The organism is Streptomyces sp. NPDC087420, assembly GCF_044744165.1.
In the GTDB taxonomy this organism is placed as follows: domain Bacteria; phylum Actinomycetota; class Actinomycetes; order Streptomycetales; family Streptomycetaceae; genus Streptomyces.
In genome coordinates this window covers 126,472-138,124 of sequence record NZ_JBIUXU010000001.1, presented here as the reverse complement: position 1 = coordinate 138,124, position 11,653 = coordinate 126,472, and the positions used below count along the sequence as shown (strand labels likewise).

Genomic DNA, 11,653 nt, shown 5'->3' with positions numbered 1-11,653 from the left:
CCGGCTTTCCGCCCCGGTCAGCCCTCGAACTTTCGGCCCCGGTCAGCCCTCGAAGCCGTTGTCCTCCAGGATCCGGTCGACCCGGGCGCGATGCGCCGCCTCCCACATGTCGAGGGATTCCCCGGCCTCCTTGGCCGACTTCGCACGGGCGTCGAGCAGTACGCGCTCCTGGCGGGCGCGGGGAACGACCACGATGCCCTCTTCGTCGGCCACGACAACATCGCCGGACTCCACGTCCACGCCGCCGCAGCGCACCGGCCGGTTGAGCGGTCCGACGGCCGACTTGACCCCGGGAACGGGGATGACGCCCCGGGCGAAGACGGGAAAGCCCATCTCCCGCACCTCGGCGAGGTCACGGATGACCCCGTCCACCACAAACGCGGCGATGCCCCGCCGCTGGGCGACGGCACAGACGTTGCCCCCGGCGACCGCGTAGTCCACGTCACCGGCCTGGACGACGATGACGGAGCCGGGCTCCGCGCGGTAGATGGCCGCGTGCAGCATGAGGTTGTCGCCGGGAGGGCACCGTACGGTGAACGCCGGGCCGGCGACACGCGGGACCGAGGCCCACAGCGGGCGGATGCCGATGTCCATGACCTGTTCGCGTCCCAGCACGTCGGCGAGGGTGGTCGGCGGGATGCTCTGGAATCCGGTGGCGTCGTCCATGGCTCTTCCTTCGTCCGGGCGGCCCCTTCCGTGGCGGAAGGGGCGTGGTGCGCGGCGGCCGAGACTACCGAAGCACCGGCGCGCGCCTTCCGGCACGTTCGGGTACGTGCCGTTCCGCGGGCCCGTCACGCGAGGCCGTCACACGGGGCCGTCACGCGGGCACGTCACGCGGCGAGTTCGGCTGCCAGTTGGGCGGCCACCTCGCCAGGTGCGGGCATGGCGGCGATCTGGCGGGCGATGTTCCGCGCGTTCGCGCGAGGGCCGGGTTGTGCCGCGACGTCGAGGACGGTTCGCGCCAGCGCCGCCGGATCGGACGAGGCGGAGTCGAGGTGCACGGCCGCTCCCGCCGCCGCGACTCGTTCGGCGTGGCCCTTCTGGTCGGCTCCCTGGGGGATGAGCACGAGGGGGCATCCGGCCGCCAGCGCGCCGAGGTTGGTGCCGGCGCCGCCGTGGGCGACCACGACGTCGATGCCGTCGAGGAGCAGGTCGTACGGCAGGAATTCCTCGAACGTGACCCGCGCGTGGTCGACGGTGAAGTCGCCGACGGACGTCGTCGTGCCCAGCGTGACGCGTACCCCTGCCCCGTGTGCGGTGAGTTCGCTGATCAGCGGGCCGAGGACCGCGGGGTCGGTGAACAGGGTGCCGAAGGTGATGAGGATCCTGGGACGGCCGCTCACGGGGTCCGGCGGGCGTGGCGACGCGCCTGCGGGGGCGCGATGCGCTTCCGGCCGGAGGGGCAGCCGGCCCGGGGGAGGCTGCCAGCCGTCGACCTGGAGGGCGGGAGGGCAGATGTCCAGGACCCAACGGGGCTCCTGCCAGGGGACGCCACGTGCCGCGTAGTCCCGCACCGCCCGGTCGGCGCAGGTGCGCCTGAAGGCGGCGGACACGTCCGCGCCGAAGGTGAGCACGGCGTGCGGAACACCGCGGACGGCGGCCAGATACGGCCCCACGAAGTCCAGCGGGTCGTGGATCACCAGATCAGGGCGCCACCGCTGTACCGCTGGTACGCACTCCTCCACGGACAGGTCGAGCCGGGTGGTGACAAATGCCTCGACCTCCACGCCGCTGTTGGTCCGCACGTCCAGCCCGGTCCGGCGCGTCACCTCCGCCATGACCGCGGAACTGTCCGCGCCGGCGGCCAGCATGTCGACGTCCTCGTCGGCGAAGACAGGGACCAAGGAGGCCGGGACCATCAACGCCACCTCGTCGCCACGTGCGCGGAACGCCCGCGCCAGAGGCAGCAGCGGCAACAAATGCCCATACAGGGACACACCGGTGAAAAGGACGCGCATCTCATCAACCTATCCGGGGCGGAGGCGTACGGGCGGGACGAACAGAAGGCGGAGGCCGTGACCTCGCTGTAGTATTATGATCATAATGCAATGGGGCGCGGGGCCTCCGCTCCCCCGTCCGGGCCCGCGGCGGACGCCGCCGGTCCGGGCGCGCCCCTCGTACGGCGACAAGAAGGCGAACCCCCATGAGTACGTACTTGGCCGACGCAGCCGAAGACCTCACCGTGGAAGGCCCGTCCGCACGGTTCACCTATCGGCGCATGGGCCCACGGGGCGGCACTCCCCTCGTCCTGCTGGTCCGATTCCGGGGGACCATCGACTGGTGGGACCCGCAGTTCCTGGACCACCTGGCCGCCGACCACGACGTGATCGTGTTCGACAACGTCGGGATCGGCTACACCACCGGCCACCCTCGCGACTCCGCCGAAGGCTTCGCCGACGGCGCCATCGAATTCATCCAGGCGCTGGGCCTGCCGCAGGTCGACCTGCTCGGCTGGTCTCTCGGGGGGATCGTCGCCCAGTACGTGGTGCGGCGCAGACCCGAGCTGGTGCGCAAGCTCATCGTGGCGGGCAGCAGCCCCGGCGCCCCCGTGCCCGGCGCGCCGGGCATGAGCGACAGAGTCCGCGCCATCATGGCCAAGCCCGGCGGAGGCGCGCCGGACGACGTGCTCTATCTCTTCTTCCCCGAAACCGACGCGGGGCGGGCCGCCGGGCAGCGGCACCTCGCCAACGTCTCGACCCGGCTCCGGGCCGGGGGGCCCGCCATTTCCGACGAGGCCGCCAGGGGGCAGCTCACCGCCGTGGCGAAGCTCCAGTCGGTGCCGTTCGATCAGGTCCGCTCCCACCTGGAGAGCATCGAACAACCTGTTCTCTACGCCAACGGCGTCCACGACGTGATGATCCCCGCCCTGGCCTCCTATGTGGCCGTTGAGCATCTCGGCTCGGCCGTGCTCGTGATCTACAGCGACGCCGGACACGGCTTCCTGTTCCAGCACGCGGAAGCGTTCGTCACCCAGGTGACAAACTTCCTGGCCGGCTGAACTGTCCGGCTCCGCCACCGACGGGGCCGAGGCCTGTCCTCCCATGAGCGTACACTTGTAATATTATGCAAGGTGCGGGAGGGCAGGCTCCCTCTCCGGGAATTGGGGGAAGGTATGGCGCGATACGGGAAAGACCACAAGCAGGCGACACGGCGGCGCATCATCGAGATGGCGGGCCGCCGGTTCAAGCGCGACGGCATCGACGGCTCCGGAATCGCCGCGCTCATGTCGGACGCGGGACTGACGAACGGCGCGTTCTACGCCCATTTCGCCTCCAAGGAGGACCTGGTCACCAACGCGGTCGCCGACCAGTTGAGAGCGCAGCGCGAGAGCTTCGCCGCGCAGACGTCCGACGGCGGGCCGGGACAGGTCGTTCGCGAGTACCTCTCGGTGCGGCACCGCGACAACCCGGGCGAGGGCTGCCCTTCCGCCGCCCTGCTCGACGAGATCGGGCGCTGCACCGACGCGACCAAGCAGGCGTACACCGAGGGCATCCTGGCCATCATCGACGGCATCAACAACGCGCGCTCGGCGACGGACGATCCGGAGGCGGCACGCGTGAAGTCGCTCAGCGTCTTCGCCATGATGGTCGGCACGCTCCAGCTTTCCCGCGCCCTGTCCGACCCGGCGCTCGCCGACGCCGTTCTGGAGCAGGGCCTGCGGAACGTCCTCGCGGTACGGAGCGCCGATCAGCCGGGCTGAACAGCTGAACAGCTGAACAAGCGTCACGCGGAGCTGAGCAGGCGTCACCGACGCCGGATCACAGGACGGCCTCGGCGAGCTTCTCTATTTCCTCCGGGTCCGCCAGTGCGGGGTGGAAGATCAGCTCGTCCGTTCCGATCGCGGCGAACGCTTCCGCGGCAGCTTTCACCGCGTCGCCCCCGACACTGATGGATTCCGCGACCGATTCGGCGTATTCGGCTCCGATGGCGGCGTAATAGTCGCGGATGTTGTCCTTGCCCCGGCGGACGTCCCCAAAGGCGAAATACGCGATGGCCACGAGTTTCGGCGCTCCTTCGCGTCCCTCTTCCTCCCAGGCGCGCCTGGCCGCGTCGAAGTACGGCTCCACCGCGGGAGCGGGCAGGCTTCCCGCGACGTAGCCCTGCCCCCAGGCGGCCATCCGCCGGAACGCCACCGGAGCCAGGCCGCCGAACAGCAGGGGAACGGCCCGCGTTCCGGAGGGAACAGCCGCGTTGACGCCCTCCCCCACCGGTTCGCCGCGCCATACGCGGTGATAGATGTCCAGGTCGCGGTCCATGCGCTTGCCGAGACCCTGGGGCGGCAAGCCGTCGACCACGAAGTCGTCGGGACGGTTTCCGCCGATCCCCACCCCGAGTGTGAGGCGGCCCCCGGACATTCCGTCGATTCCCGCCAGTTCTTTCGCCAGGAGAACAGGCGGCCAGACGGTGGCCAGCATGATGTTGCTGCTGAGCCCGATCGTGCGGGTGGCGGCCGCCGCACCGGCCAGTGCCACGGTGTCCATGATTCCTGGATAAGCGGTCCGGCCCACGGTTGCCAGCGTGGAGAAACCCGCTTCTTCGGAACGTACCGACCACTCGGGGATGATCCTAGGGTCCACATCGCGAACCTGATTCGGAAGCCCGATTCCGATCTTCATAGCCGTACCGCCAATCCGTGCTGATGGAATCTGTGCTGATGGAATGCGTGCTGATGGTGAGTGAGGCCCGCGCGGAGCGCGAGTCCCGTGGAACCCGCGTCGTGTCCGGAGTCAGGCGAGGGCCGCTTCGAGTGCGGAGTAGGAGCCGGAGCCGGTGACGGTCCTCCGGAGGGTGAAGCCGGCGTCGGCGAGGAGTTGGCGCCATTCGGTCTCGCTGCGCTGGCGGCCGCCGAGCATGCCGAGCATCGTGATGTCGATCATCTTGGTGGGGTGCGGAGCGTCACCCTCGGGCACGACCATGTCGATGACAACCAGCCGGGCGCCGGCCGGAGCTGCCGCCGAGACGTTGCGCAGGATACGCAGAGCAGACGAATTGTCCCAGTCCTGGAGTACGGCCGACAGGACGTAGAAATCGGCGGTGGGCACGCTGTCGAAGAAGTCTCCCGCGACGATGTCCACGCGCCCGGAAAGTCCCGCCGCCTCGATCACGGGGCGCGCGGCGGAAACACTGCTCGGCCGGTCGAAGACGATGCCCCGGGAATCGGGACTGCCGGCCAGGATTTCCGTCAGCAGAGTGCCGTCGGCTCCACCGATGTCGGCGATGGTCCCGTCGCGGGGAAAGTCGTAGGCGGTCAGCAGGTCGCCGCGGGCGTTCTGGGTGAATCCCGCCATCGCGTCGTTCTGGAGTTCCGCCAGTTCCGGGTTCTCGTCGATCCAGTCGAAGAAGGGTTTGCCGAGGAACAGGGTCGCGGCGGGCTCGCCGGTCCGCACCGTTTCGAGCAGCTCGCCGAACGGAGCGTAATGGGTCCGGCGGAAGTACCGGGCGACGTTACGGAGGGAGTCGGCCGGGCCCTCGGCGAGGGTGTGCCCGAGATCAGTGATCTCGACCGTGCCGTCGAAGGTACGGAACACACCGTGCTGCGCCAGGAAGCGGATGATCCTCCCGAGCGCGTCGGCGTCCGCGCCGACCTCCGCCGCGAGGTCGTCGACCTCGCGTGGGCCGTTCAGCAGCGCTGTCGCCACACCGAGTTCGGCGACCGCGAACACGGCCTGGGAGACCTGGAATCCGGTGAGCAGTTCATGCATCTGCGCGGCCGGGGGCAGTTCGGTGTCGGTCATGGTTCTCTTCCTGATCTTCGAATCGGGAGCGCACCCAGGGGACGCGAGCCACACGCGAGCCGCCGCCCTGGTCCTGGGACCCCGCATCCCGGTCATTTACTTACGATCGTAATACTATCGTCGCGCCTTTGTCGAACGAGCCGGCGGCGGTGTCCCGGCAGCGGCCAGGTCCGTGCGTGACGTGGGACAACCGGGGCAGACGTGGTTCGTCTCCAGGCCGCGACCGGCATGGCCGCGGGGGCACGGAGGGAGCGAGCGCCATGGCACGTACCCGCGCGGACGCGCGGACCCGGCATCCCCGGCACGAACGGCGCGGGGAGGCCCGGCTGCCGGGTGTGGTCGCGACCCTCGCCGCGATCACCCTCTACCTCGCGCTGCCGGAGCAGTTGCTGATCGCCCCGCGCTATGTCCTGCCGGCGCTGGAGCTGCTGCTGCTGGTTCCCCTGATCGCGATCAACCCCAGACGGCTGACACGGCAGACCAGGTTGTTCCGCCTCCTGTCGCTGACACTCGTGGCGGTCATCGCCGTCAGCAACCTGGTGGCCCTCGGCATCCTGGTGCACCAACTCGTCTACGCCGGGGTCAAGGACGGACGTTCGCTCCTCGTCGCGGCACTCCAGGTCTGGCTCACCAACATCATCGTCTTCGGCCTCGCCTACTGGGAACTCGACCGGGGCGGCCCCGTCAGCCGCACCCAACTACCCCGCTCCGAACTCCCGCTGGCCGACTTCCGCTTCTCGCAGGACGAGAACGACGACGCCGTCCAGGAAGTCGCGGACGGCGCCAGCGGCTCCGCCGACTGGGTCCCCGCCCTCACCGACTACCTGTACGTCTCCGTCACCAACTCCACGGCCTTCAGCCCCACCGACACCATGCCCCTGTCACCCCGGGCCAAGCTGATGATGAGCGTCCAGGCCGTCGCCGCCCTGCTGACCTCACTCCTCGTCATCGCCCGCGCCGTGAGCATCCTCCACTGAGCAGCGGCGGCGCCGGCCGCGGGACCACACCTCTCCATCACAACTCGGCCACCAATAAAACGCATTGCTCACATCGGTCCAATCCGCGCCGCTACGGTCATGCCTCCACGAAGTACCCCTGGGGGACACATGTCGTACAACCAACCGCCGCAGCCGCCGCAATGGGGACAGCCGCCCGCCGGTCCGAACCCCTACACCCCGCCGCCCGTGCCGGGCGGGCGGCCGGGGTGGACACGGAAGCGGGTCCTCTTTCCGGCCGCGTTCCTGCTCTTCTTCCTGGGCATCGGCATCGGTGGGGCCGGCGACAGCACGGAGAACACCGAAGCGGTGGCCACGTCGGACCCCGGCCCCACCGCGACCGCGACCGTGACGGCGACGCGGACCGAATCGGTGGCGCCGACCGCCACGCCCGAGCCGGCCGTGACCACCACGGTCACCGCGAAGGCGAAGCCGGCCCCGACCGTCACCAGGACGAAGACGGTACGGGTCACGGTGGCGCCCGCCGCGGGCGGCGGTGGCGGCGACGATTCCGGCGGGGACGACAGCTCGTCGACGTACTACGCGAACTGCACCGCGGTCCGCGCCGCCGGTGCCGCCCCCATCCGCCGCGGCGACCCCGGCTACGGGTCTCACCTGGACCGCGACGGTGACGGGGTGGCCTGCGAGTAGACGCGGAGAGGACAGGGGGCAGTCGGTCGCCCGGTGGGAGGGTGTCGCGCGCTGGTAAAATGGGGGAACACGCTTCGACGCAGCCGGGGCCCGTACCGCGTGAGGTACGGGCCCCGGTCCGTTCCGGGCGCCAGACCGAGGAAGGTTCCCCCATGAACGCGAAGCCGTCAGCCTCCGGGCGCTCCGGTGCCGGCAGGACCGACCGTGCCACCGCGCCGCGGGGCGAGCTGTCCGTACCCGAGACGGTGGTCCCCGGCCTGCCGCCGGCCGGGTCCTTCGCCGAGCTGGATCTGCCGGCGGAGCTGCTGGCGACGATGGCCGGGCTCCAGGTGCGGGAGCCGTTCCCGATCCAGGCGGCCACCCTGCCGGACGCCCTGGCCGGCCGTGACGTCCTCGGCCGCGCGCGGACCGGCTCGGGCAAGACGCTCGCCTTCGGGCTCGCACTCCTCGTCCGTACGGCGGGCCGGCGCGCCGAGCCGAAGCGGCCCCTCGGGCTGGTCCTCGTACCGACCCGGGAGCTCGCCCAGCAGGTGAGCGACGCGCTGGCGCCGTACGCGAAGGTGCTCGGGCTCCGGCTGACGACCGTTGTCGGCGGTCTTTCGATCTCGCGGCAGGCGGCGGAGATCAAGGCCGGCGCCGAGGTGGTCGTCGCGACCCCCGGCCGGCTCGCCGACCTGGTCGGCCGGCGGGACTGCCACCTGGACCGCGTACGGATCACGGTCCTGGACGAGGCCGACCAGATGTGCGACCTCGGGTTCCTGCCGCAGGTCTCGGAGGTCCTGGACCAGGTGAGGCCCGAGGGGCAGCGGATGCTGTTCTCCGCCACGCTCGACCGCAATGTGGATCACCTGGTACGGCAGTACCTGCACGACCCCGTCTTCGCCTCGGTCGACCGCGCGGCGGCCTCGGTCACGACGATGGAACACCACGTACTGAACGTCCATCCGGCCGACAAGTACGCCACCGCCACCGAGATCGCCGCCCGCGACGGGCGGGTGCTGATGTTCCTGGACACCAAGGTCGGTGTGGACCAGTTCACCCGCCACCTGCGGGACAGCGGGATCCGGGCCGCCGCCCTGCACAGCGGGAAGTCGCAGCCGCAGCGCACGCACACGCTGGCTCAGTTCAAGGACGGGGAGGTCACGGTGCTGGTGGCCACCAACGTCGCCGCCCGCGGCATCCACATCGACCACCTCGACCTCGTGGTCAACGTCGACCCGCCCGCCGACTCCAAGGACTACCTGCATCGCGGCGGGCGCACGGCGCGTGCGGGCGAGTCGGGCCGGGTGGTCACGCTGGTCACCCCCGGCCAGCGGCGCGACGTGAACAAGATGATGTCGGGCGCCGGGATCCGGCCGACGATCACTCAGGTCCGGTCCGGCGAGGAGCAGTTGACCAGCATCACCGGGGCCAAGCGGCCTCCGGTGGGCGACCGGACCAAAACGGGCAGCATCCCCTTCCGGGGCATGGGCGACCGTACGGGCCGTCCCCCGAAGGAATCCCGCAAGGCCGCCGACGCCCGTAGGACGGCGGAGGCGCGGCGGGCCGCGCAGGTCCGTAAGGCGCGCTGACGACCGGCCGTACGTGCCCGGGCGCGGGGGCCGCCTCCCCTTCGCGGAAGCGGCCCCCGGGCACGGCATCAGTCGGTCGTCAGTCCGAGCGTGCCGTGGGCGGGCGGCTCACCCCCGGGCCCGTGAACGTGTAGCTGTCCAGGTCCAGGATGGCGCCCGAGCCACCGGTGAACACCACGTAGATGTCCCGCGGGGCGTCCACGGCGCCGGTGATCGGTGCGCTGACCTCGGCGTACGTCTCCCAGCCCCCCGTGTTCGGCACGGTCACCCGCGCGAGTACCGGGCCGGTGACGGAGTCGTACCGGAAGGTGGCGACGTTGCCCGCCTTGTCCGACGAGACGCGTGCCCTGACTCCGGTGATGCCCTTGAGGCTCACGGGGTGGTAGCGGACCCATTCGTTGTTCTGTACGTCTCCGAGTCGCTTGCCGCCCTCCGCCCCGGCGGCCGTGATGATCTGCGGTCCCGACAGCTGAGCGAAGTGCTCGGCCTGCCACCGCTTGGGCCACAGGGTCTGCTGGCGTTCACCGGTCAGCGCGACCGTGCCCGGGGCGCCCTGGTCGGTGTAGGTCGCCCGCACCACGTAGAACTGGGTGGCGTCGAGCCCGGAATGGATCGGGCCCGTGTTGAACGTCATCGAGCAGCCCGTTCCCTCCGCGGCCTCGTGGGCGTGCTCCTGGTGGCCGAGCGCGACCCGGACGATCACCTTCGAGCAGTCGACGGGCCCGTCCTGCGGGTCCGTCGCGGAGGCGGTCACGGTGACGTTCTCGTTCCACTCGAACGTGGCACCGTCCGGTGGGGCTCCGATGGTGAGGGTGGGACGGTTGTTGCCGACCACGACGGGGATCGTGGTGGTGCCGCTGCGCCCGGTGCCGTCGCTGACGGTCAGCCTGGCCTGGAAGCTGCCGTTGGCGGTGTACGTGAACGACGGGTTGGCCGCCGTCGAGTCGGTGCTGCCGTTGTTGGTGAAGTCCCAGGCGTAGGTGAGCGGATTGCCGTCCGGATCGCTGCTGCCCGCGCTGGAGAACGTCACGGCCAGCGGGGCGAGGCCGTTGTCCCTGTTCACCGACGCCTTGGCGAGCGGTGACCGGCCGCCCTGCACGTAATTGATCTTGTAGAGTCCGGCGTCCTCCGCGCCCGAGAAGTAGCCGCTGCCGTATTCGAGCAGGTACAGCGAGCCGTCGGGGCCGAACTCGGAGTCGATGGGGTGGACGAACCGCATGCCGTCGAGGACCGGTTCGATGGCGGTGGGGGTGCCGGTGGAGGGATTGCCGTTGTTGAACTGAACTTCCTTGATCCAGTTCCGGCAGTACTCGGATATCAGCAGCTTGTTGTCGTAGTACTGGGGCCACTTGACGTCGGAGTTCAGGTTCGGGTCGTAGTGGTAGACCTCGGTGTGGTTGGGCGAGCCACAGCCTCCCGGGGTGTCCAGTTGGGGCCATTCCTTGCTGCCGCCGTGCTGTTCCCACACGAGGGCGGGCTTGGTCGGCGGGAGCTGCTGAATGCCGGTGTTCCGAGGGGAGTTGTTGACGGGGCCGGCCGAACCGCCGCAGGGGAACCAGCCGCGCGGGGCGTTGGCGGCGAAGTCCCAGTCGTTGTAACTGACGTTGGGGCCGCCGCAGTACGGCCAGCCGTAATTGCCGGGGCCGGTCGCGCGGTTGAACTCGTCGTACGCGGCAGGGCCCCGGTTGGCGATCGTCGCGCCGGCGTCGGGGCCGACCTCGCCCCAGTACAGGGTGTTGTTCGCCTTCTTGTCGACCCAGACGCGGTACGGGTTGCGTACGCCCATGACGTACACCTCGGGGCGCGTACCGGCGGCCCCCTTCGCGAAGAGGTTCCCGTCGGGGACGGTGTACGTCCCGTTGTCCTCCGGGTGGATCCGGTTGATCTTCCCGCGCAGGTCGTTGGCGTTGCCCGAGGTGCGCTGGGCGTCGTACTGCGGGTTGCGCGAGGTGCGTTCGTCGATGGGCGCCATGCCCGCGGCGTCGCCGCCGGAGTTGGTGTTGTCACCGACCGCGAAGTACAGGTTCCCCGCGGTGTCCCAGGACATGGATCCCGCGGAGTGGCAGCACAGCTCCCGCTCGGTCCGCCACTCGATGATCATGTCCTCGCTGGCCGGGGCGATGGTGTTGGTGGTGCTGTTGAAGGTGAACCGGGAGATGCGGTTGACCAGCGGGGTGACCTTCGGGGAGTAGAACAGCATGACCCAGCCGGTGGTGGCGAATCTCGGGTGCAGGGTGATGCCGATCAGCCCGTCCTCGAACCGGGCGTCGAGCGGAAGGGTGAGCGCGACCGTGGTCGCCTTGGTGGCCGGGTTGTAGACGCGGACCTGGCCGCCGCCGTCGCTGGTGCCGCGGTTGATGTAGAGGACCTTGCCGTCCGGCAGGACGGCCAGCTCGATGGGCTCCCCCATGGGGAGTCCGCCGTCGAGTTTCACCTTCTCGAACCCGCTGGCCGGCGGGGGCGCGGCGGCGGCCTTGGGTTCAACGGCCGCCTTGGACAGAGCGGTTGCCTGAGGTGCTGCGACCGCTTGAGGTGCTGCGACCGCCTGGGGTACGGCGGTTGCCTGGGACACGGCGGTCGCCTGGGGCGCGAGCAGGAGCGCGGACACGGTCAGCAGTGCGGCGAGTAAGGAACGAGTGCGCGACAACACGGCACCTCCATGGGCCGATCGCGGGTGGGGTGGTGCGGGTCCGGGGCGTGT

At 70.2% G+C, this 11,653-nt stretch carries 10 protein-coding genes; 5 read left to right on the top strand and 5 right to left on the bottom strand.

The window, feature by feature from the left end; translation table 11 throughout:
- Positions 1 to 42 precede the first annotated feature (42 nt).
- On the bottom strand, positions 43 to 666 hold the full coding sequence (locus tag ACIO1C_RS00610; RefSeq protein WP_401856862.1) for an RraA family protein: 624 nt from the start codon (positions 664 to 666) through the stop codon (positions 43 to 45).
- Positions 667 to 830: 164 nt separating this feature from the next.
- Positions 831 to 1,916: a glycosyltransferase gene (locus ACIO1C_RS00605; RefSeq protein ID WP_401856860.1), complete on the bottom strand. Its 1,086-nt coding sequence runs from the start codon at positions 1,914 to 1,916 to the stop codon at positions 831 to 833.
- A 227-nt stretch (positions 1,917 to 2,143) separates the two neighbouring features.
- Here ACIO1C_RS00605 and ACIO1C_RS00600 point away from each other — a divergent pair, with 227 nt between their 5' ends.
- Together ACIO1C_RS00600 and ACIO1C_RS00595 are read left to right on the top strand one after the other, a co-directional pair.
- Positions 2,144 to 2,998: an alpha/beta fold hydrolase gene (locus tag ACIO1C_RS00600; protein ID WP_401856858.1), complete on the top strand. Its 855-nt coding sequence runs from the start codon at positions 2,144 to 2,146 to the stop codon at positions 2,996 to 2,998.
- Positions 2,999 to 3,112: 114 nt separating this feature from the next.
- Positions 3,113 to 3,700 carry a TetR/AcrR family transcriptional regulator gene (locus ACIO1C_RS00595; RefSeq protein ID WP_401856857.1) on the top strand — a complete coding sequence of 196 codons (588 nt, stop codon included), beginning with the start codon at positions 3,113 to 3,115 and terminating at the stop codon, positions 3,698 to 3,700.
- Between the two features lie 58 nt (positions 3,701 to 3,758).
- Here the strand turns inward: ACIO1C_RS00595 and ACIO1C_RS00590 are convergent, their stop codons facing one another.
- Positions 3,759 to 4,616 (bottom strand): LLM class flavin-dependent oxidoreductase, encoded by an 858-nt coding sequence (locus ACIO1C_RS00590; protein WP_401856855.1) that lies wholly within the window; start codon positions 4,614 to 4,616, stop codon positions 3,759 to 3,761.
- Between the two features lie 111 nt (positions 4,617 to 4,727).
- Positions 4,728 to 5,735, bottom strand: coding sequence for a methyltransferase (locus ACIO1C_RS00585; protein WP_401856853.1), 1,008 nt, complete (start codon positions 5,733 to 5,735; stop codon positions 4,728 to 4,730).
- 260 nt (positions 5,736 to 5,995) lie between these two features.
- Between ACIO1C_RS00585 and ACIO1C_RS00580 the strand changes: the two genes are divergently transcribed.
- From ACIO1C_RS00580 to ACIO1C_RS00570, 3 genes are all read left to right on the top strand, one after another.
- A complete protein-coding gene (locus ACIO1C_RS00580) occupies positions 5,996 to 6,712 on the top strand; it encodes a hypothetical protein (RefSeq protein WP_401856852.1) in 717 nt (238 codons plus the stop codon).
- A 129-nt stretch (positions 6,713 to 6,841) separates the two neighbouring features.
- Positions 6,842 to 7,381 (top strand): excalibur calcium-binding domain-containing protein, encoded by a 540-nt coding sequence (locus ACIO1C_RS00575; RefSeq protein WP_401856850.1) that lies wholly within the window; start codon positions 6,842 to 6,844, stop codon positions 7,379 to 7,381.
- Positions 7,382 to 7,533: 152 nt separating this feature from the next.
- Positions 7,534 to 8,952: a DEAD/DEAH box helicase gene (locus tag ACIO1C_RS00570; RefSeq protein ID WP_401856848.1), complete on the top strand. Its 1,419-nt coding sequence runs from the start codon at positions 7,534 to 7,536 to the stop codon at positions 8,950 to 8,952.
- Between the two features lie 79 nt (positions 8,953 to 9,031).
- Here the strand turns inward: ACIO1C_RS00570 and ACIO1C_RS00565 are convergent, their stop codons facing one another.
- On the bottom strand, positions 9,032 to 11,602 hold the full coding sequence (locus ACIO1C_RS00565) for a PQQ-dependent sugar dehydrogenase (RefSeq protein WP_401856846.1): 2,571 nt from the start codon (positions 11,600 to 11,602) through the stop codon (positions 9,032 to 9,034).
- Positions 11,603 to 11,653 lie beyond the last annotated feature (51 nt).

Coding starts and splice junctions, on each gene's coding strand:
- ACIO1C_RS00610 (WP_401856862.1), bottom strand. CDS start 666: ATGGACGACGCCACCGGATTCCAGAGCATCCCGCCGACCACCCTCGCC.
- ACIO1C_RS00600 (WP_401856858.1), top strand. CDS start 2,144: ATGAGTACGTACTTGGCCGACGCAGCCGAAGACCTCACCGTGGAAGGC.
- ACIO1C_RS00595 (WP_401856857.1), top strand. CDS start 3,113: ATGGCGCGATACGGGAAAGACCACAAGCAGGCGACACGGCGGCGCATC.
- ACIO1C_RS00590 (WP_401856855.1), bottom strand. CDS start 4,616: ATGAAGATCGGAATCGGGCTTCCGAATCAGGTTCGCGATGTGGACCCT.
- ACIO1C_RS00585 (WP_401856853.1), bottom strand. CDS start 5,735: ATGACCGACACCGAACTGCCCCCGGCCGCGCAGATGCATGAACTGCTC.
- ACIO1C_RS00580 (WP_401856852.1), top strand. CDS start 5,996: ATGGCACGTACCCGCGCGGACGCGCGGACCCGGCATCCCCGGCACGAA.
- ACIO1C_RS00575 (WP_401856850.1), top strand. CDS start 6,842: ATGTCGTACAACCAACCGCCGCAGCCGCCGCAATGGGGACAGCCGCCC.
- ACIO1C_RS00570 (WP_401856848.1), top strand. CDS start 7,534: ATGAACGCGAAGCCGTCAGCCTCCGGGCGCTCCGGTGCCGGCAGGACC.